The sequence below is a fragment of the Paenibacillus sp. P3E genome, from assembly GCF_001909045.1.
Lineage (GTDB): Bacteria > Bacillota > Bacilli > Paenibacillales > Paenibacillaceae > Paenibacillus_AQ > Paenibacillus_AQ helianthi.
In genome coordinates, this window is sequence record NZ_LVWH01000014.1 from 68,998 (window position 1) to 88,996 (window position 19,999).

Sequence of the window (19,999 nt, forward strand, 5' to 3'; positions counted from 1 at the left end):
TTCAATGATTCATCGAGAGTGTTAAGGGAGGAGGAAGACCATGCCGACATCGACGAGAGACATAGTTCAACTGCTGCACGCTGCATATTCTTCCAAAGCCTCTGATCTGCACATCTCTGTAGGCTCTCCGCCGGTGATACGGATTGACGGCACACTTCAACCCATTGAAGGAGAGCTTGTCACATCCGGGGAGTCAGCAGCTATGGCCGGAATACTGATGGGGGAGCGCCATAGTAAGGTTTTTGATGAGGCGGGAGAGATCGACTTCTCCTTTCCGCTGGATAATGGGGTCAGATACCGGGTGAATGTCTACCGGCAGCGCAGCGGCATCAGCATTGCCGCCCGGTCGATTCCGGCAGAGATTCCTTCTCTGGAGCAATTGGGCATGCCACCACTTTTGGCTTCCCTGGCGGCTAAACCCCAAGGCCTCATTCTGGTTACCGGCCCGACGGGCAGCGGGAAATCCTCCACGCTCGCCGCTATGATCCACTCCATTAATCAATCGGAGAGCAAGCATATCGTTACCCTTGAAGATCCCATCGAGTTTCTTCACAGGCATTGCAAATGCCTGGTGGATCAGAGGGAAGTGGGCAGTGACACCGGAAGCTTCGCGAGCGGACTGCGTGCCGCACTCCGGCAGGACCCTGATGTGATTCTTGTCGGGGAGATGCGTGATCTGGAGACGATGGCTGCGGCCATCACAGCCGCAGAAACAGGGCATCTGGTACTTGCCACGCTGCACACAACAGATGCACCGCAGACGATTGACCGGATCATCGATGCTTTTCCGGGACAGCAGCAGGGGCAAATCCGCTCCCAGCTTGCATCCGTCATGCTTGCTGTCATCAGCCAGCGATTATTGCCAAGAGCCGGCGGCCGGGGACGCCTGTGCGCAACGGAGATACTGGTGAATACTCCGGCTGTTGCCAATTTGATCCGCACCGACAAGACTCATCAGATCAAGAATGTCATGCAGACGAGCCGCACGCTGGGTATGCACACGCTGGAGATGAGCATACGTGACTATTTGGCACAGGGGCTTGTTCGCCCGGAAGCGGCCAAAGTATACATAAATGAGGTGAACGCCTGATGGCTCTGTTTGAATATCAGGTAAAAACTGCCGCAGGCAGGCCGATCAAAGGCAAGCTGACTGCTTCAGATAAGCCGGCTGCGATGGAGGAGCTGCGTAAGCGCGGCCTGACCGTATTTTCTCTGGTGGAACGTAAGACCTCTATTCTGCAAATGGAGCTCTATATCGGAAAGCCGGTCAAGACGATCCATTTCATTATTTACTGCCGCCAGTTCGCTACACTGATGCGTGCCGGGGTGTCCATCCTGGAGGGTACCCGGATTCTGGCAGAACAGACGGAGAGCAAACCGCTGCGCAAAGCGCTGCAGGATGTCAGCTCCAGCCTGATGCGGGGGATTTCATTCTCCCAGGCGGTGCAGGACCATAAGAAGATTTTCCCTCCGCTGTTCGTCAGCATGATTCGTGCAGGTGAGGAGTCCGGCAATATGGAAGGTACGCTTGAGCGGCTTGCGATGTTCTTTGAGAAGCAGCACACGACAACTGAGAAGATCAAATCCGCGCTAACCTATCCTATAACTGTCGGAGTGATGGCTATTGGGGCAGTTATATATCTTCTGTGGGCGATTGTGCCACAGTTCGTCACCATGTTCGAGTCGATGAACGCGGAGCTGCCGGCGATTACCAAGCTGGTGCTGGCTCTCAGTAAAAGTATTCAGGGACAGTGGTATTTCTGGCTGTTTGGCGTGCTGCTGCTGGTGACTGCCTTCCAGGTGGCCAAACGGACGGAGCGGGGGGCGTATGCGATTGATTATGCCAAGCTGAAGGTACCGGTGTTCGGCAAGCTGAATCAGAAAGGCTCGATCGCCCAGTTCACCCGCACGTTCTCGTCACTCTATGCCAGCTCTGTCCCGATTCTGCAATCGCTGGCGATTGTGGAGGAGGTGGCGGGCAACAAAGTAATTGGACAGTACATCCGCAGCGCTGGTGATTCCTTGCGTCAGGGTAATCCGCTCTCCGAGCCGCTGAAGAAGGCCTGGGTGTTTCCGCCGCTGGTTACACAGATGATTGCCATCGGAGAAGAGACCGGGGCACTCGACACGATGCTGTCCAAGGTGGCCGACTTCTACGAAATGGACGTAGAGAACACGGTCGACCGGCTGAAGTCACTGCTGGAGCCGCTGCTGATTGCTTTTCTGGCAGGTGTGGTAGGGGTTATTGTGGCAGCCATTATGCTGCCGATGTTCAGTCTATATAGCAATATGTGACCTTGCGCTTCGTTGTACATATGGAAAGGGGTAACGCCGGGGAGGGCGGCGCGTAGTCCAAGAGTTTTTGCTGGTGCTCGAAGATGGGGGAATTGTTGCGACATACCACTACTAAATATCAAGGGGGAAATCAAATGTTGGCACAGGCAATGAAAAGAAGACTCAGCAAGGAAGAAAATCAAAAGGGGTTTACACTGATTGAGCTTTTGGCGGTTATCGTTATTTTGGGTATTATTGCAGTGATTGCGATTCCTATGATTACTAATGTTATATCTAAATCCAGAAAAGATGCTGATGTTGCTACAGCTAGACAGGTATATGATGCGGCACGTCTTTATGTAACTTCAGAATTGGAAGGTAAGTTCACTTCTACTCCAGGTCTAACTGTCACAATTGGACCAAAGGCAACTGCTGGTACCTTGCAAGCTAAGGGATATCTAGAAGACCCGCTTTATTTACCTAGTACTAAAGATAAAATTGATGGTGGGACTGTAACTTTTAATACAGATGGCACATTAAATCAAGTTACATTAACTACAACAGCTTCGACAGATCCGACTCCATTTAGTGCTGATGAAGTAATGAGTGGAAAACCAGGATCAAGCAGATAGTCCTAACCGCTATTTTTAGAAGTCCAAAGGAATCGGACCCATTCCGGTTCCTTTTTCACAATCCCCGAAAGGGAACTACACCACTATGACTATAATAATCGCAAGCTATATTATGTTACTCGGCCTGGTACTAGGCTCATTCTTTAATGTTGTGGGATTGCGGGTACCTGTGGGTGAATCGCTGGTGCATCCGCCATCGCGGTGTCCTAAGTGCAATACCAGGCTTGGCGCACGGGATTTGATTCCGGTATTCAGCTATTTATTATCCGGCGGGAAATGCCGTCACTGCGGAGCGAAGGTATCTCCTGTATATCCGCTTGGAGAAGCGGCTACCGGGCTACTGTTCCTGTGGATGTATCTGGAGCTGGGGCTTACGCTGAAAGGAATCGCAGGCCTGCTGCTGGCAAGCCTGTCAGTCATCATCACGGTAGCCGATCTGAATTACATGCTGATTCCCAACAAAGTGCTGCTCTTTTTTCTGCCTCTCTTTCTTGTGCTGGTGCCTTGGATGGGGGACGGGGTACTTTGGGATAATTTGCTTGGCGCGTTGAGCGGCGGCGGAATTCTTTTGCTGATGGCTCTGTTTGGCGGCATGGGGATGGGCGATGTTAAGCTGTTTGCGCTGCTGGGCTGGGTTGTCGGCTGGCAAGGTGTCATTCTGGCCTTTCTAATAGCCTGCGCACTCGGTGCTGCGGTGGGAGGATGTTTACAGCTAGTTGGCGTTATCGGCAAAAAACAGCATGTGCCTTTTGGGCCTTTTCTGGTGACAGGCACCCTGCTTGCTGTTGTGTATGGTTCGGACATCATCGGTGCGTATCTCTCGTTTATCGGTTAGGAGGATCAATATCACATGCTTGTACCAGGTCATCGGGCGATCGGGATATCCATTGAGGAATCTGCGGTCCGCTATATCAGCTTAAAGCACAACAAGACATGGGAGGTCCGCAAAAAAGGGACTCTGGCTCTGCCTACAGGCATGATCGTTGAGAACCAGATCGCAGACAGCGAGGCGCTGCTGGATGTCCTCAAGCCTTGGGTGAAGCAGCAGGGGCTGCGCGGGGCGAAGGTGTCTTTGGCTATCCCTCCGGCGCAAATCATCATCCGCCAGATGGTCATTCCCAGCACCAATGAGAAGCAGCTGGATCAGCTTGTGAAGCTGGAGGTCGAGACTGGCCTTCACCTGCCTTTTGACAATCCTGTCTATGATTATGTTACAACCGGGGTCGACTTCGACGGGGATCAGACGCATTTGCTTGTATTTGCGGCGCCGCGGCTGCCGATTCAGCAGTATATTGATCTGCTGGAGAGCGCTGGCCTGCGGGTACGCACTGTCGAAATATCGGCCACTGCCCTTGCCCGCAGTATTCATCTCGTTCACGGAGAGGCATTCACAGAAACGATGCTGATCCATCTGGAGCGGTCAATGCTGGACATATATATGTTCCGGGACGGCAACCCCGTGTTTATCCGAACGATTAATGTGGCTGATCTGCAACAGGGCAGAATAGAGACAGCCTTTACCCCGGATATGGCTGTGTATGAAGCTGAAGCAGCGGCGGCTGCAGAAGAAATGGAAGTAAGTCTATCGCCGGAGCAGATGGTTGAGATTACGGCTGAAATCTCGCGGATGCTGAATTTCTATCAATACAGTCTGCATGACGGCAGTACGCGTATTGGCAATATTGTAATTACAGGCACTTCAACGGTACGAAGGCAGCTCCATGAAGAGTTGCGCCAATCTTTAAGTGAGCAGGAGATCGTTCCCGTCCATTTGGATCAGCTGGAAGCGGGGGCGGCACAGGATGCTGAGCTGAACAGTTACCGGGTTGCTACCGGGGCCGCGCTCGGCAGCTCTATCCGGCATATTGATCTTTTTCCCAGAGAAGACCGCGAAGCGCGGTTTTTCCCCTATGTGGCCATGGTGCTGGCGGGGATCTGGCTGCTGGGGGCCATTGGAACAGGGATCTATTTTGCCTCCAACAAGGGCCGGATCAGTGAACAGGCAGAGCAGCTTCAGGGACTGCAGGACCGGAGTGCGATGATGCAATTGGAGCTTAGCAAGCTCAATAACAGCGGTTCTGTAAAGCTCGACCGTAAAGCAGCCATCGATGAAATTTTGAAGTACAAGCTGAATATCGTCTCTGTACTGAACGAGCTGGCCCAGGGGCTTCCACAGGGAAGTTCGCTCCGGACAATCAATTATATCTATCTGACATCCATTGATTTAACAGTGAACGTGCCAGCAATGGAGGATGCTTCTCTCTATTTGGCGAACCTCCGCAAAATGTCCTTTAGCGTGGAGGCTTCTATACTGAAGTTAAGCGAAGGAGATATGAAGGAGAATTCACAAGCTTCTGCATCACTGACCAAATCATACACAGCTGTGTATAAAGTGAACCTGGCGAAAGGGAATCCGAAGGAAGCCTTTGAACAGAACAATCAAGGGGAGGCAGAGGATGATGGAACAGATCAATAAATACCGTTCGCCCATTGTGCTTGGCGTTCTTGTTCTCTTTCTGCTGCTGCTCGCATTTTTTATCCTTGGAGTGCGTCCGACAAATCATACCATTGAGGAACAAAACTTGCAGATGTCCCAACTGGAGCAGCAAAACGGGCTTTTGCAAAATAAAATCAATGAACTGAAGAGCTCCTCTGCGGATCATCAGGAGCAGGAATCACTGCTCGCACAGCTTCCACGCGGCGATAACAGTGAACAGCTTATCCTGGACCTGAGATCCATCGGTACGCTTACGAATGCCAGGCTTAAGGATATCGGCTTTGCAGTGGGTGTGGGCAATCCGATACAGGAAATGACAGGCGCATCCCAAGCCGCTTTTCCTACGGTGAAGCAGTTGAAAATGACAGCGCTGGTGGAAGGAGATTACGCAAGTGTGCGCAACTGGATGACTGCGCTGCAGCTCCTGCCCCGCATTATAAATGTGGATTCGTTCAGCTTCCAGCAGTCATCCGGCAGTATCATATCCGCTAATATCGCCTTCACTGCCTATTACGAGGAAGCGCCGGAAGCTCCTAATAGCGGGCAGCAAGTTGCGGCAGGCGATCCAACTGAATAATTCCCAAGCATCCAAGATTCGTCTCCAGTTAAATGGGGGGCGGATTTTTTGCTTTCATCAGCGATCCTTCCGTTTTCATCCGGCTACAAATGGGGTATTTTAGCTTACAAGCTATCCCTGGCTGAGTGTCCCGCAGGCGAACGGTCAAGGGCCCAACGAAAGCGTAGTAGTGAAGCTGAAGAAGGTGAACGGATATTGGAGGATTGACATGTCTCCGGACACCTTGTTCTGAGATGAACAGAGGCCTATAAAGTCTTATCTTTCCAAAAAGACGGCCGGACCCTAAATGTCCGGGCCGTCTTTTTGCTGCAGGAAGGGGCCCAGCAGCAAGTACTTCATGTACCATTCGCCCCATTCCATTCATCCCCGCACCCCATCCTCTACCAGTGGCTGCTTGCGTGAATCGGGCTGGATGGACTTGCCCATGCCGCCCCGGTTGATGGCGATGATGCGTTTCTGCGCGTAGTAAGTGTCACGGGAGAGAAGCTTCTTCTCTACGGCTTTGCCGTCCACGAGACGGGTGATGTGCGTTTCAACGATATAGCCGGTTTTCCCGTTCTGGAGAATCCGGGTGCCGCCGCGCGGAAGTGAAGGGTCGCTCACGTATTTGTCGGCAGGTGTAAGTACCTCTATGGTCCGGGACTGGACAAGGAAGGTAACATTCTTCGGGAACGTGCCGAACAGCTTCACGGTTAAGGCGCGCCCTTGGACAGCAGCATGGATAATCAGGTATTTGCCGGTGTTGTTGCGGAAGCGGAAGTTGATATTGCCTTCGGAAAAGGTGGCATCCTGCCCTTTAGGCAGATAGCCCACCGGCAGGGAATGATTGCGCCGCTCCACGATTTCTAGGCCTGAACGCAGTGCAGCATTATACAGCGTGCTGGATACCTGGCAGATGCCCCCGCCTGTACCGGGCTGAAGCCTGCCGTTAACAATGACGGGCGCTTCGCGGAAGCCGGTATCTGCCTGGGCCTTCTGGATGGCTTTGCCATAATCAAAAACAGCGCCAGGAGGAAGCATGGTACCGTTGACTGCTTGAGCGGCAGCCTCTACATTGAAGGTGCGACCGGGTCCGCTGGCGCCGAGAGAGGTGCTGAACTGCGAAATCTTCCGCTCAATGCCCTGCTCCTTCAGTGCCCTCAGCGTGATCTCCGGCTGCTGTGTGCTAAGTGGAACTTCAAGCAGGATCTGTTTGCCCGTAAGGCGGTCTACACTACGGAATGACACGGGCACCGCCGCCTGCAGGGTGAGCACCAGCGCATGCCAATCCACCTCATAGGAGGTTTTCTCAGGCGTATACACCACACGGTCATCTGCGGTGATGCGCCGCTCAGCGTTCACGGGAACCCCGAAGGTTTCTTTTTCCCAGGCCGGGCTCAGACTTTTCTGCAGCACCGCAAGGTCCAGATGAACCCCGAGCTCCCAGCTGCGGGAAAAGCCCCAGCGGGCGCGTACCCGATCCAGCAGTCCTCCCCCGGAGAGCGTGTCCAGCCCATGGAGAAAATCCTCTGCCTCATACGTTATACCAGCCTGCTGTAGCGTAACCGGGAGTTCGGTATTTGGTTCAGCTTTCAGCACCAGAGGCAGCACTTCCAGTGCTTTCAGCCTGGAGGCAATTCCGGTTCGCACCTCGGCAATCTTCATGCCACCAACATCCCATCCGGCCAAAAGGGTCTTTGGGGGCAGTGTGCGCTGATTGCCATATAAATGAAGTCCTCCGGCAATAAGTGAGCCAGCCAGGAGCAGGCCAATTACCGCAATGAGGGCGGCGTGGATCGTTTTCATGAATGTTCTCCTTCTGTTGGGCGGATTTGCGCTAACGAAGGCGCAGGCCAGGGGTAACAGGCTTAATGAACGGTCTTTATAGCCGATATATATGAATAGGGAGGACCGGCGAAGAGACCTGTTTTATACTACGAAGAAATACAGCTTTTCAGATGGTTATGGACTCTTTTTATGTATATGTGCGATATCCGAAAAACTTTCGGGTACTCAAGCAGTAACGGATTTGTTACAATAGATACGCCTGCGGTATTCATGCAGTTTATGGAAGCTTCTGCGGTTTGCAGCGGAATATGTCAGAATCGGGAAGTGATGAAGTGATCGAAATGCAGGATGTGTGGAAGACCTATCCGAACGGAACCCATGCGCTTCAAGGCGTATCCGTCAAGATCGACCGCAATGAGTTCGTATACGTCGTCGGGCCGTCCGGTGCCGGCAAATCAACGTTTATGAAATTAATTTATAGAGAAGAAACGCCGACCAAGGGCCAGATCTCGGTAGGCGGGTTCAATATAGGCAAGCTGAAGCCGCGCAAAATCCCTTATGTCCGCCGGAACATCGGGGTAGTCTTCCAGGATTTCCGTTTGCTGCCGAAGCTGACGGCCTATGAGAATGTTGCGTTTGCGATGGAGGTTATCGAAGCTCCGAAGAAGGTGATCCGAAAACGCGTCCCTGAAGTGCTCGAATTAGTCGGCCTTCGCAGCAAAGCGAACCGTGAGCCCTCGCAGCTGTCAGGCGGGGAACAGCAGCGGATTGCCATTGCCCGGGCGATTGTCAATAACCCTGCCGTCATTATTGCGGACGAGCCTACCGGCAACCTCGACCCCGAGACATCGTGGGGAATCATGCAGCTGCTGGACGAAATTAATTTTCGCGGGACAACCATTGTTATGGCGACACATAACAGGGATATCGTCAACAAAATGCGCAAGCGTGTACTGGCTATCGAGAACGGAAATATTGTCAGAGACCAAGTGAGAGGGGAATATGGTTATGAGTTTTAAAACCTTCTTGCGGCATGTGCGGGAAGGCTTCAAAAACGTATTCCGCAACGGCTGGATGTCGGTGGCTTCCATCACGTCCATTGTCGTCTCCCTATTCGTGCTTGGTGTCTTTATACTGCTGGTGCTTAATGTCAACGCTGTCGCTAACAAGGCGGACAGCCAGGTGCAGATCAACGTGCATCTTACCCTGAATACCGACCAAAAAATGCGTGAAACGCTGGAAAATGAAATCGGCAGCATGCCGGAGGTCAGCAAGGTGACGTTCGTCTCCAAGGAGCAGGGGCTGAAGGACTTCCGTAAGGATATGGGACCGGATGCCGCCGAGCTGTTGGAAGGCTTTGATGAAGACAACAATCCGCTGCCGGATAAGCTGCTGGTAGAGGTCATCCAGCCAACAACGGTTCCGTTTGTGGCGGAGAAGATAGAAGCACTCAACAAAACTCATAAAGAACAGCCGATTTATAAGGTGAACTATGGCAAGGGCTCAGTAGAAACACTTTTCAAAGTGACGAAGGCGGTACGCAACATCGGGTTTATTTTTGTAGCCGGACTGGCGCTGATGTCGATGTTCCTGATCTCCAACACGATCCGGGTTACGATTCTTGCCCGCCGCAAGGAGATCGGGATTATGAAGCTGGTGGGTGCGACGAATTATTTTATCCGCTGGCCGTTCTTTATTGAAGGAGCACTGATTGGACTGATCGGTTCGCTGGTCACCTCAGGAGCACTTTATGTAGGCTATAGCAGTCTCGTGGCTTCCGTGGAGGGAGATCCAATGCTGGGGCTGCAGCTGATCCGGTTCGAAGATATTTGGGTTCTGCTCTGCGGGCTGCTCGTTGGCCTGGGCGTGCTGATCGGTGTATGGGGAAGTACCGTATCGATCCGCAAGTTCCTGAAAGTATAGTGTCTGGTCCAGCATCAAGGTGAAGCTGACTATCATACAAGACAAAGGACGGGGAGTGCGAGTTGAAGAAGATTGCTGCCGGATTGACCGCAGTGTTGCTGGCTGTCACGCTATTCCAACCCTCTGACGGATATGCCAAAAAAACCACGGTCGCAGAAATCGACAAGCAGCTGAAGCAGCTGCAGCAAGAGGTCCAGGATGCCAAGGCCGTGCAGGATAAGGCGGCTTCACGCAACCAGGAAGCCAAGCATTATTTGAATAAGACGAATCTTAATCTCCAGTATGTTTTGGATCAAATTGTTCAGGTCAAAGGTGAGATGACCGATATTTCCGGCAAAATCACCAGCACGGAGAAATCGCTTACCGTCACAGCCAACGAGCTGGATGAGGCAGAAGCGCGTGTGGCGTCCCGTGAGAAGCTGCTGGAATCGCGGGTCCGTCTAATGTATACCGACGGTGCGGTCTCCTACTTGGATGTGCTGCTCTCTTCGACAAGCTTTTCCGATTTCTTGGACCGGGCGGATTCGCTCAAAATGATAGTGGATCAGGATCAGGACCTCCTGGTGCAACACAAGCTGGACAAGCAGACGGTCATTGCCAAGAAACAGGAGCTCGAAGGGCAATACGCCCAAGCCAAGCAGCTGTACACGGATCTGGAGTCCCAGCGCAGTGTGCTGAAGGAGAAGGAGGCGGAGAAGCAGGAGCTTATCGCCTACTATGACAAGGAAATTCAGGAATCGGACGGTCTTACGGAAGAGCAGGATGCGAAGCTGGTGCAACTGGCCAGCGCTCGTTCGCTGCTTGAGAATAAGAAGGACCAGATCAAAGCGGAAGAAGCTGCACGCAAAGCGGCCGCTGCCAAAGCTGAAGCTGCGCGCAGAGCCGCTGCCGCAGCCGCGGCAGCCAAAGCCCGCGCGGCCAGCAGCGATTCAGGTTCAAGTTCGGCCAGCAGCGGGGAGTCCTCCGATTATGCCGGTGGAGGCGGGCCATTCCTGCTTCCTGTGGGAGCGGTGCGGATTTCTTCACCCTATGGGCTCCGTACACATCCGGTCACGGGTGAAGTAGGCAAAATGCATACCGGTACGGATTTTGCAGTTCCGCAAGGGACGGACATCCATGCTGCCGACTCCGGTACGGTCATTGTGGCTGAATGGTGGAGCGGTTATGGATATACCGTAGTAATCGACCATGGCGGCGGGGTATGGACGCTTTATGGTCATATCCGCGAGGGTGGCATTAAGGTTAGTGTAGGTGACCGGGTGTCACGGGGCCAGACCATCGCTGAATCAGGCGCAACCGGCCGCGTCACCGGTCCGCATCTGCACTTTGAAGTGCGGATTGACGGCAAACCGGTGGATCCGATGCCTTACCTGTAGGGCTGCGGAACGAGATAAGATGAACTTGGATTACGACTATACCCTAATATGAAAATCTAAAGTTCAGCTTAATAATAAATATTAATTAACTTTGCGGCATATACTGGAAGAGATACCGTTCTTTGCAGAACGGCTGTGTCTTGGGCTTCATAAGATGGACAAGAAGGGACGGTGGGAACATCATGTTGAAGAAAAGCACAGCGGCGTTTATGATCGTCGCCGCCCTGCTGTGCGGCAGCCTGCTGACTTTGGGCGTCACCGGCTATGCGGATATATTCGGACAAGCCGCGGGTGAAAGTGCGGCAGCAGCGGTCGTACCGTCTGGCGGCCTGCAGGAGAAAGAGTCGCAGAAGCTAGGAACCGCGATGAGCCTCATAGAGGGCTATTATTACCAGGACGTAGACCGGACGAAGCTGATCGACGGTGCCGTCAATGGAATGATGGAGGCACTGGGCGACCCGTATTCGAATTATATGGGCAAGGAAACCGCTGAGAAGTTCGAGGAGAGCATTGAAGGCTCGTTCTCTGGTATCGGAGCGGAGGTCTCCTCGGATAACGGCAAGGTCGTCATCGTATCCCCGATTAAGGGTTCTCCCGCCGAGAAAGCCGGACTCCAGGCCAAAGACGTGATTCTGTCGGTCAATGGGGAAACGCTCGAAGGCAAGGAACTGAATGCTGCGGTAGCCAAAATCCGCGGGCCCAAGGGAAGCAAGGCTACCTTAAAGATTCAGCGTACCGGTTCTGCGGAGCCGCTAGAATTCGTACTTACCCGTGACGATGTGAAGCTGGAAACAGTATACGCCAAGCTTGGTAAGGATGGCGTAGGCATCATTGGGGTGACCCAATTCTCCATGAATACTGCCAAGCGTTTCGAGGAAGAGCTTGGCAAGCTGGAAAAACAGGGCATGAAGGGCCTCGTCATTGATGTACGTAATGATCCGGGCGGTGTACTGCCGGTAGTAATTGAGATGGCAGAGCAATTCGTTGCCAAGGGCAAAGCCATTGTTCAGGTAGAGCAGAAAGGCAAGCCCACTGAAGTTAGCAAGTCTGCAGGCTCAAGCAAAAATTACCCGGTTGTCGTGCTGATGAACAAGGGCAGCGCAAGTGCCTCGGAGATTCTGGCCGGAGCTCTGCAGCAATCTGCAGGAGCCAAGCTGATCGGAGAAAACTCCTTTGGCAAAGGCACAGTCCAGACCAGCTTCGACAAGCAGCTTGGTGACGGTAGCCTGCTGAAGATTACCATTGCCAAATGGCTGACGCCAAACGGCACATGGATTCACGGCAAGGGCATCAAGCCGGATATTGCGGTGGCCCAGCCGGATTATTTCTCAGTAGCACCAATTAACAAAAGCGTAACCCTGCAATACAACATGAACAGCGCGGATGTGAAGAGCGCGCAGACGATGCTGGACGGTCTGGGCTACAAGCCGGGACGGAAGGACGGATATTTCGATTCCGCAACGAAGGATGCGGTGAAGAAATTCCAGAGTGCGTCCAAGCTGAAGGTGACCGGCAGCATTGATGCCAAGACCGCCGAATCACTGGAGCTCGCGCTAATCAAAGTAATTCAGGACCCGGTGAATGACAATCAGCTGAACAAGGGAATTGCCGAGGTTCAGAAGGAAATTCAGGCATCGTCGTCGAAAAAGTAAGAAGGCTGATTCCAGCCTTCTTTTTTTAAAACCTGAATAGGCCTGGGCGCTAAACGCTGCAGATCATCACCACCCGGACGTAAAGGAGTGTGACGAACGGTTTGAATGAAATGCCGGAACTGCTTACAAGCTGGGGCACAGCAGTTGTACATTTGCTGATACAGCCCTATTACTATATTGCAATCCTTTTTATTGCTGTGTATTACCGCAGACAGATAGCGCTTGAACGGAAGCTGATCCATGTGAAGCTGCACAGCTGGGGGCAGGAGACCTGGCGTACGGTATGGAGTGGTCTCGTTATGGGTCTCGTCGTTTCTCTTGCAGCTGTGGCCCTGGGGATTTCGCTCACGGGTACAGCTGTGGCCTGTATTTGGGTCACCAGTCTGGTGCTTATGCTCTTTCGTGTCCGATATTTGTGTTTTGCCTATTCCATAGGCTTGCTTGGAATCATCCAATTTGTCCTGTCGTTCTTCCCGGGTCTCCTGAAGAGCGGACCTGCAGGTACCATCGCCACCGCGCTGCGTGAGATGGATATCCCCGCACTGCTGGTGCTGGCCGCACTGCTGCATCTGGCCGAAGCGCTGCTGGCGCGGTGGCAAGGCGCAAGGCTGGCCACGCCGCTCTTTCTCAAAGGCAAGCGCGGCAAGGTGGTTGGCGGCTATCAGCTGCAGGCCTTCTGGCCGCTGCCGTTGTTCCTGCTGATACCTTCGGGCGCAGGAATCGGAGATCTGCCCTGGCACCCGCTGCTGGGCGGCGGGCTGGGCCTGGTGTCCCTGCCGGTCATCATCGGCTTCAGCGAGATGACCCAGGGCATGCTGCCCGGGCGTAAGAGCGCCCGCACAGCAGGACGTCTGCTGTTGTACAGCATCGTCCTGCTGGCGTTAAGCGGGCTTGCCGCCTGGTGGAGCCCGCTGACCGTGCTCGCGGCGCTCGCCGCGGTGCTGCTGCACGAAGCTCTGGGCTGGTACAGCGCTCTGGAGGAGCGCAGTCTAAGCCCCCTCTTCGTGCACCCCGCAGCCGGCCGCAAGGTGCTGGCCGTGCTGCCGGACAGCCCTGCGCAGGAGCTGGGCATCCTGCCGGGCGAGATCCTGCTGAAGGTCAACGGGGTTCTGTTGACCGATGCCGCGCAGCTGCATGAGGCGCTGCGCATGAATCCCGCGTTCTGCAAGCTGGAGGTGCAGAACCGCGAAGGCGAGAGCAAATACCTCCAGCGCGCGATCTATGATGGCGACCATCATCAGCTCGGCATCATACTGGTGCCGGAGCCGGACGGCTCGGTCACCGCAGAGGCCAAGCCGTCCAGTATCTTCAGTATCATCTCCATGAAGACTGGAGAAGGCCGCCGGAGCCAGCCGCCAGCGAGGCTGGGACGTGCCAAAGGCGAAACTGCAGAGCCCGACCAGGAATCCGCCGGCCTCTAGCCTTTTTACACGTGCATACTCCATCGAACCAAGCCAAAGGCCTGTGTTCCCTGATATTCAGGGCGCACAGGCCTTTTTTCGAAATTATAGTTCCCGCTGATTCTTCCAATAGAAGATGGCGATTTGGGTCCGGTCACGGAGGCCCAACTTGCTGAGAATATCGGTGATGTAATTTTTGACCGTACCTTCACTTAAAAAAAGCTCTGCGGCGATCTCCTTGTTGGTATGGCCTTCTGCAATCGAGGACACCACAGCCAACTCGGCCTTGGTCAGTCCGTACGATACCAGTGTCCGGGCCGGAACCTCTTTCGGACGCGCAGCCGGCTGCAGAAAACCCGCCAGCTTGCGGGCGATGTCGGGATGAATGAGCAGATTGCCCTCATGCACGGTTTTGATACCCTGGATGATCCGGTCCGGCGGAATATTCTTCAATAAGTACCCGCTTGCTCCGTTCCGCAGCGCTTCAATGATGTATTCATCGTCGTCGAAGGTCGTCAGCATCAGCACGGAGGTACTTGGGAAGGATGCCTTGATTAATTTTGTACCTTCGACACCGTCGCAGTGGGGCATCCGGATATCCATCAGTACCACATCGGTATGAGGAAGCTGCTTCAGCAAAGAGAGGGCTTCATCGCCATCTCCGGCAGCGCCTGCCACCTCAATGTCTGGGTCCAGCGCAACGAGCACTTTGAGACTTTCGCGGATAAATGAATCGTCGTCAACAATAACTACTTTGATCATAAGAGGTCTGTCTCCTTTAGGCAGAATGGTCTGTGAAAAGTTTACTGGGGAAGCTTTTCGGGCGGCCTGTGCATTGGAACTCTGGTAATTACCGCGAATTCCGGTTCAAGCTGAAACTCCAGCGTTCCGCGCACCAGACGGGTCCGCTCCGTCATTCCCTGCAGGCCCATGCCGCCCGTGCCTCTGAGTTTCGCAAGAGGGTTGTCTTGCGGGCGCTCTCCGTTGTTGCCCACCTCCATTACCACTTCGTGTCTGCTATACGATACTTTGATCCATACTGCAGTAGCTTGGCCATGGCGAAGAGCGTTGGTTAGAGCTTCCTGGGCATTTTTGTAGAGTGTAACCTGAACGCTGGGATACAGCGGATAAGGCATGCCCTGCACCTGGTAGGAGGTTTCAATGCCCGTGTGACGGCCAAGCTCCTCCAGCAGCCGGTCCAGGGCGTAAGCCCCTTCAAGCTGAGAGCCATAGTTAATCCGCCGGACAGCGGCGCGCATATCGTCCATACTTGCCGAGAGCTGGTCCCGGATCTGATTCATCATTTCCATCCCCTTCTCCGAGGAATGCGGCAGGGTGTGGATGGCCGCCTCGGTCATCATTTTGACCCGGATCAGGCGGTGGCCGATGTCGTCATGCAGTTGACGTGCGATCCGTACCCGTTCCTCCGCTTGCGCGGCCACTTCGATCTGGGAGTTGAACTGCAGCAGCCGGCTGCGGGCTTCTTCCAGCTGGAAATGTTTTTTGCGCAGCTCATCATAGAGGAATAGGGTCTCGTCGCGCCCCCTTCCCGATCTCAGCAATAACCTGTTCAAGGTGGCAGATAGCAGGAAGGTGAGGTTCGTATAGACCCACACCCGTGGATCGGATCCGCTAAGTGCTGTATTGATTGCCGCCAGATGGAGAGCGAAGAAGACAAGCACTACCGGCCTGCGCTCCAGTCGGGAGTAATAGAGCAGTGCCGAAATAGCCGGGAAAATCATCAGCGCCCCGTAATGCTGGCACAGCCAGGCCGTATAGAGCCATTCAACACCGGCGGCTAGCGCGGTAAGGAGACCCGGGAGCCGCTTGCCCAGAGTCACGATCAGCAGGAGCAGCAGAAAATGAAGGGTGAACAGCTCATAGTCGGCATAGTCATACAGATAGATGGCAATTAGTGCAGGGATGATAATAAGTGCATAGCGCACAACATTCAATTCTCTGGTCAAAGGGAGGTCATCCTTTATAGGGTTGGTATGTTTATCTTAACATAAGAATCCGCTGGTTCAGGAGATGACTTTAGTCACCTCCAAAGAATGACCTTTCGTACCTTCGGCCGCGTTTTTCTTGCGCTACAATGAAGACATAGAAGCAATAAGGAACAGGAGAGATGAAGAATGGCATTTGCGGTACTAACCGATGTGGTGAAACGGTACGATCAGAAGTTAACGGTGGATCACGTGAATTTCAGCATTCAGGAGGGGGAAATCTTCGGCCTCCTCGGCCCGAACGGAGCAGGGAAAAGCACCACGATCAGCATGATCTGCGGGTTGCTCAAGGCAGATGGCGGCGATATCGTGATTGACGGATTATCCGTAATGAACCAGCCGCTAGAGGTCAAAAAGCGAATCGGTCTCGTCCCCCAGGACCTCGCTTTATATGAAAATATGACAGCAGCGGAAAATGTCAGCTTTTTCGGCAAGCTGTACGGTCTTCGCGGCAAGCTGCTGAAGGAACGGGTCGAGGAGGCGCTGGCCTTCACCGGACTCAGCGACCGGGCTAAGGATAAACCGTCCACCTTCTCCGGCGGTATGAAAAGACGGCTGAACATCGCCTGCTCGATCATGCACCGCCCCAAGCTGATCATTATGGATGAACCGACCGTAGGCATTGATCCCCAGTCGCGCAATCATATCCTCGAATCCGTCAAGGCGCTGAATAAGCTCGGCTCAACAGTGATCTATACGAGCCATTATATGGAGGAGGTAGCCGCCATTTGTGACCGGGTAGCGATTATGGACAAAGGTCATATCATTGCCTGTGGAACCGAAAGCGAGCTGCGGGAACGGGTAGCCCATGAAGAAAAGATTGTCATAAAAGCATCTCAAATCACGCCTGCTCTGATCCAGGAGCTGGGCCAGCATCCTGGGATAAGCCGCGTTGAACTCAGCGAAGATACGGTAGAACTGTATTTGCCCTCCTCGCAAAGCCAATTGCAGGATATTTTATTTATCTTTGCGAAGCATGAAGGAATTATTGCTTCCCTGAATATTGAAGAGCCGGATCTGGAGAGCCTGTTTCTTAACCTGACCGGACGGACCCTGCGGGATTAGAGGAAGGAGGAAGACTTACATGAACACGTGGACCATTATGATCTATGAGCTGCGCAGATTGTTCCGCTCACGCTCTATGCTGTTGAATATGTTTTTGCTGCCATTGGTACTGATCTTTCTCCTGGGCGCTTCACTGTCGGGGGTGGTCGGTGTCAAAGGCGCAGCCAAGATAGACCCTGTGCGGGTGGCGGTAGTTAATCCTTCAGGTGAAGGGGCAGGGCCATCGGCTATGATTGCAGCCTTTCTGAAGTTGCCGGAGGTGCAGAAGGTCATTATCCCGCAAGAAGCAGAGAGCCGCCAGGCGGCAGAGAGCGGACTCCGCGCCGGAAAGTACGGCTATGCAGTAATCGTTCCGGGTGGCTTCGACAGTGAAGTGCAGAGCGGTAAAAAAGCGCAGCTGGAGTTTATTCTTGGCAAGAACCGTACGGACAATATGGTGGCGGGAACGGCGTTTGATAACTTCCTGAGCACAATGAATTACAAGCAGGCAGCGGTGGCAACACTGGGGCCAGAGGCGCTGACGGTGTCGGCTTCCTTACCGGCTGATCATGAAGCGGTCAAACTGGGCGATCTGAATAATGGGGGCAGAACCTATACGGCTTCCCAATTCTACGCGGCATCCATGCTGCTTATGTTTCTGCTCTACAGCGGGATCACGGTGACCAGTTCACTTTTCAGTGAAAAGGATAACCATACGCTCCACCGTATCAACTCTATGCCGGTCAAGGGTTCAGAGCTGTTTATTGGTAAAATCCTCGGAGTAGGCATCGTGTCCATTGTGCAATGCTTGGCGATTATTCTACTTAGCAATTGGCTGTTCGGCGTGTACTGGGGCAATCGCCCGGGTCTCCTGCTGCTGTTCTGTCTGCTGATGATTATCGCTTCCATGACACTGTCCATTGTGATTTGTTTATTCAGTAAAACTGCGGCAAGCGCAAGCAGTATCATTAGTGTAATCACGGTATGTATGACATTCCTGAGTGGGGGGATGGCTCCGTTGCCGGACGCCTGGGTGAATACCATTGGTGCTGTTACTATTAATCATTGGGTGTTGCAGGCGGTGATCCGAATGATGCTGCATTCAGAATTGTCACAGATATTGCCGAATCTGCTCATTATATCGATAATCTGTCTCGTGATGTTCAGTGCAGCGATTTTTTCATACCGGAAGGTGGGTTACCATGAATAAAATATTCACGATCGCCTGGAATATGGTCAAGCGGACCATCGGCTCCCGCAAAGGGTTCCTCACGTACATCCTGCTGCCAAGTATCGTAGTCGCCGCTATTATATCGGTTACCGGAGGCATGGAAAACCATTCGGCAACCGTGCTATATACCAATAGGGATACAGGAGCAGCAGGGCAGCATTTGCTTGCCGAATTGGAGAATACCGGGGACTACAAGCTTGTTCCGCGAAAGGATGAGGCGGCGCTCAAAGAGGGCGTTATCGGGCAGGAGGGTGGTGTGGGGATATGGATTCCGGCAGAGTACACCGCACAGCTAGCACATGGAGAGCAGCCGCAGCTGAATATCTATGAGCTTAGAACGACAGAAACCTCGATCATGTTCAAAATGAAAGTGAATACGATCGCAAATGAAATGCTCCAAACCGCACAAACCGTACATGCGTTCAGCGGAGGAACGGGGGATGCTGAAGCCGGGTTTGGTGCAATTCTGAAGCAGGCCGGGCAGCATCATGTGGGAAGTACACGTACGGATTATGACCTGTATCCCCGGGAAACCCTCGGAGTCATTACAGGGATGACCTTAATGTTCCTCATGAGTTTGGTGACAAGCACAGTATCTCTGATTATGGATGACCGCAGGGGCCGGACCATGATGCGGATGTTCAGTGCTCCGGTCCGTTCTTATGAGATTGCACTGGGGAACTTCCTGGGCAGCTTTATGGTCGGAGTCATCCAGATTGCGGTTGTGCTGATCCTTGGAAAATGGGTGCTGCGCTATGATTATGAGGTTCCCGCATATCTGTATTTTCTGGTGCTTGCCGCATTTATGCTCGTATCCATGGGTATTGCCAGCACAGTAGCCGGGCTGGTCCGCAATCCGCGCAACGCAGGCATGCTGAACGCGCTTATTCTTACACCGACCTGCATGCTGGGCGGCTGCTTCTGGCCACTCTCAGTGATGCCGGACTATATGCAAAAAGCAGCCAACTTCATGCCGCAGAAATGGGCGATCCAGGCAGTGGATATCGCCGCAACCGGCGGCGGGTGGAATGAGCTGTGGCTGCCGTTTGCCATCCTGGGCCTTATGGCCGCGGTTCTGCTGGCGATTGGCTCCGCCATTCTTCGTCCGAACGAGACGGGAATCAGTGCATAGGCCAGTATTTGATGCCTAAGGGTTATGATCAGCCTGTTGTATCCGGTCATTCGCCGGAGCGGCGGGCTGTTTTCTTTGAATCATGGATTGAGGACTACTTTCGGCTCCATAAACCAAAAGAGAAACTTTCCCATCATGAATATTAATAGTTTACGATATTCTTCTTTCCCTATGGTCCCACCTGAAATCAGCATATCATAGGTTTCGCCTCTATCTTCAACGGAAAGTCCTGCTTCTGTATACCCGTTATTTAAATAGAATAACTTCCTTTTCATGCGTTGTTCTTGATTTTGCCCATCGACAAACTCATGATTATCCGTAAATATCAGCAAAGCAGCCTTATCTTTTTCGCATAATTTTAAAATATTTCTAAATGGTATTTGTTCTATTTTGGGGAAAGAACTATGATAAAGCTCTTTTACTGCTGAAATATATTTGTTATTTTTATCAGCGTTGATCATCATCAATGGCATGGCCGGTTCTCCCTC

The 19,999-nt window shown here is 53.0% G+C and carries 18 protein-coding genes; 14 read left to right on the plus strand and 4 right to left on the minus strand.

The genetic code is table 11. From position 1 onward, the window contains the following. The first annotated feature begins 40 nt into the window (after nucleotides 1–40). From A3842_RS03570 to pilO, 6 genes are all read left to right on the plus strand, one after another. Entirely contained in the window at nucleotides 41–1,090 is a 1,050-nt protein-coding gene (locus A3842_RS03570; protein WP_074100462.1) for a type IV pilus twitching motility protein PilT, read from the plus strand. Then, nucleotides 1,090–2,295 (plus strand): type II secretion system F family protein, encoded by a 1,206-nt coding sequence (locus tag A3842_RS03575; protein WP_074087264.1) that lies wholly within the window; start codon nucleotides 1,090–1,092, stop codon nucleotides 2,293–2,295. The genes A3842_RS03570 and A3842_RS03575 overlap by 1 nt, the downstream gene beginning before the upstream one ends. A 134-nt stretch (nucleotides 2,296–2,429) precedes the next feature. Further along, entirely contained in the window at nucleotides 2,430–2,906 is a 477-nt protein-coding gene (locus A3842_RS03580) for a type IV pilin protein (protein ID WP_256701479.1), read from the plus strand. An 85-nt stretch (nucleotides 2,907–2,991) separates the two neighbouring features. Beyond that, nucleotides 2,992–3,741, plus strand: a complete 750-nt coding sequence (locus tag A3842_RS03585; RefSeq protein WP_074100463.1) for a prepilin peptidase — start codon at nucleotides 2,992–2,994, stop codon at nucleotides 3,739–3,741. A gap of 15 nt (nucleotides 3,742–3,756) precedes the next feature. Beyond that, on the plus strand, nucleotides 3,757–5,382 hold the full coding sequence (gene pilM, locus A3842_RS03590) for a pilus assembly protein PilM (RefSeq protein ID WP_074100464.1): 1,626 nt from the start codon (nucleotides 3,757–3,759) through the stop codon (nucleotides 5,380–5,382). Next, entirely contained in the window at nucleotides 5,366–5,980 is a 615-nt protein-coding gene (pilO, locus tag A3842_RS03595) for a type 4a pilus biogenesis protein PilO (RefSeq protein WP_074100465.1), read from the plus strand. The genes pilM and pilO overlap by 17 nt, the downstream gene beginning before the upstream one ends. A 360-nt stretch (nucleotides 5,981–6,340) precedes the next feature. On the opposite strand, the gene A3842_RS03605 is transcribed toward pilO, so the two are convergent. Beyond that, a complete protein-coding gene (locus A3842_RS03605) occupies nucleotides 6,341–7,765 on the minus strand; it encodes a VanW family protein (protein WP_074100467.1) in 1,425 nt (474 codons plus the stop codon). Between the two features lie 314 nt (nucleotides 7,766–8,079). Between A3842_RS03605 and ftsE the strand changes: the two genes are divergently transcribed. The 5 genes from ftsE to A3842_RS03630 all read left to right on the plus strand — a co-directional run bounded on the left by ftsE (nucleotide 8,080) and on the right by A3842_RS03630 (nucleotide 14,119). Next, nucleotides 8,080–8,766, plus strand: coding sequence for a cell division ATP-binding protein FtsE (ftsE, locus tag A3842_RS03610; protein WP_074087436.1), 687 nt, complete (start codon nucleotides 8,080–8,082; stop codon nucleotides 8,764–8,766). Beyond that, nucleotides 8,756–9,670, plus strand: coding sequence for a permease-like cell division protein FtsX (gene ftsX, locus A3842_RS03615; protein ID WP_074087258.1), 915 nt, complete (start codon nucleotides 8,756–8,758; stop codon nucleotides 9,668–9,670). Before ftsE ends, ftsX begins: the two co-directional genes overlap by 11 nt. Nucleotides 9,671–9,732: 62 nt before the next feature. After that, nucleotides 9,733–11,046, plus strand: coding sequence for a murein hydrolase activator EnvC family protein (locus tag A3842_RS03620; protein ID WP_074100468.1), 1,314 nt, complete (start codon nucleotides 9,733–9,735; stop codon nucleotides 11,044–11,046). A gap of 182 nt (nucleotides 11,047–11,228) precedes the next feature. Continuing rightward, nucleotides 11,229–12,698, plus strand: coding sequence for a S41 family peptidase (locus A3842_RS03625; protein WP_074100469.1), 1,470 nt, complete (start codon nucleotides 11,229–11,231; stop codon nucleotides 12,696–12,698). Between the two features lie 101 nt (nucleotides 12,699–12,799). Then, nucleotides 12,800–14,119 (plus strand): PDZ domain-containing protein, encoded by a 1,320-nt coding sequence (locus A3842_RS03630; RefSeq protein WP_371915980.1) that lies wholly within the window; start codon nucleotides 12,800–12,802, stop codon nucleotides 14,117–14,119. Nucleotides 14,120–14,203: 84 nt separating this feature from the next. Here A3842_RS03630 and A3842_RS03635 read toward each other — a convergent pair whose 3' ends face one another. Both A3842_RS03635 and A3842_RS03640 read right to left on the minus strand, forming a co-directional pair. Then, entirely contained in the window at nucleotides 14,204–14,860 is a 657-nt protein-coding gene (locus A3842_RS03635) for a response regulator transcription factor (protein ID WP_074087255.1), read from the minus strand. A gap of 41 nt (nucleotides 14,861–14,901) precedes the next feature. Beyond that, nucleotides 14,902–16,065, minus strand: a complete 1,164-nt coding sequence (locus A3842_RS03640) for a sensor histidine kinase (protein ID WP_083609463.1) — start codon at nucleotides 16,063–16,065, stop codon at nucleotides 14,902–14,904. Nucleotides 16,066–16,233: 168 nt separating this feature from the next. Here A3842_RS03640 and A3842_RS03645 point away from each other — a divergent pair, with 168 nt between their 5' ends. Genes A3842_RS03645 through A3842_RS03655 form a run of 3 tightly spaced genes read left to right on the plus strand, consistent with a single transcriptional unit; the run spans nucleotide 16,234 to nucleotide 19,511 of the window. Then, nucleotides 16,234–17,169, plus strand: coding sequence for an ABC transporter ATP-binding protein (locus tag A3842_RS03645; RefSeq protein WP_074087253.1), 936 nt, complete (start codon nucleotides 16,234–16,236; stop codon nucleotides 17,167–17,169). Between the two features lie 19 nt (nucleotides 17,170–17,188). After that, nucleotides 17,189–18,358 (plus strand): ABC transporter permease, encoded by a 1,170-nt coding sequence (locus A3842_RS03650; protein WP_074100471.1) that lies wholly within the window; start codon nucleotides 17,189–17,191, stop codon nucleotides 18,356–18,358. Continuing rightward, entirely contained in the window at nucleotides 18,351–19,511 is a 1,161-nt protein-coding gene (locus A3842_RS03655; RefSeq protein ID WP_074100472.1) for an ABC transporter permease, read from the plus strand. The genes A3842_RS03650 and A3842_RS03655 overlap by 8 nt, the downstream gene beginning before the upstream one ends. 80 nt (nucleotides 19,512–19,591) lie before the next feature. Here A3842_RS03655 and A3842_RS03660 read toward each other — a convergent pair whose 3' ends face one another. Then, entirely contained in the window at nucleotides 19,592–19,984 is a 393-nt protein-coding gene (locus A3842_RS03660) for a hypothetical protein (protein WP_074100473.1), read from the minus strand. Between the last annotated feature and the right edge of the window lie 15 nt (nucleotides 19,985–19,999).

Coding starts and splice junctions, on each gene's coding strand:
- A3842_RS03570 (WP_074100462.1), top strand. CDS start 41: ATGCCGACATCGACGAGAGACATAGTTCAACTGCTGCACGCTGCATAT.
- A3842_RS03575 (WP_074087264.1), top strand. CDS start 1,090: ATGGCTCTGTTTGAATATCAGGTAAAAACTGCCGCAGGCAGGCCGATC.
- A3842_RS03580 (WP_256701479.1), top strand. CDS start 2,430: ATGTTGGCACAGGCAATGAAAAGAAGACTCAGCAAGGAAGAAAATCAA.
- A3842_RS03585 (WP_074100463.1), top strand. CDS start 2,992: ATGACTATAATAATCGCAAGCTATATTATGTTACTCGGCCTGGTACTA.
- pilM (WP_074100464.1), top strand. CDS start 3,757: ATGCTTGTACCAGGTCATCGGGCGATCGGGATATCCATTGAGGAATCT.
- pilO (WP_074100465.1), top strand. CDS start 5,366: ATGGAACAGATCAATAAATACCGTTCGCCCATTGTGCTTGGCGTTCTT.
- A3842_RS03605 (WP_074100467.1), bottom strand. CDS start 7,765: ATGAAAACGATCCACGCCGCCCTCATTGCGGTAATTGGCCTGCTCCTG.
- ftsX (WP_074087258.1), top strand. CDS start 8,756: ATGAGTTTTAAAACCTTCTTGCGGCATGTGCGGGAAGGCTTCAAAAAC.
- A3842_RS03625 (WP_074100469.1), top strand. CDS start 11,229: ATGTTGAAGAAAAGCACAGCGGCGTTTATGATCGTCGCCGCCCTGCTG.
- A3842_RS03635 (WP_074087255.1), bottom strand. CDS start 14,860: ATGATCAAAGTAGTTATTGTTGACGACGATTCATTTATCCGCGAAAGT.
- A3842_RS03645 (WP_074087253.1), top strand. CDS start 16,234: ATGGCATTTGCGGTACTAACCGATGTGGTGAAACGGTACGATCAGAAG.
- A3842_RS03650 (WP_074100471.1), top strand. CDS start 17,189: ATGAACACGTGGACCATTATGATCTATGAGCTGCGCAGATTGTTCCGC.
- A3842_RS03655 (WP_074100472.1), top strand. CDS start 18,351: ATGAATAAAATATTCACGATCGCCTGGAATATGGTCAAGCGGACCATC.
- A3842_RS03660 (WP_074100473.1), bottom strand. CDS start 19,984: ATGCCATTGATGATGATCAACGCTGATAAAAATAACAAATATATTTCA.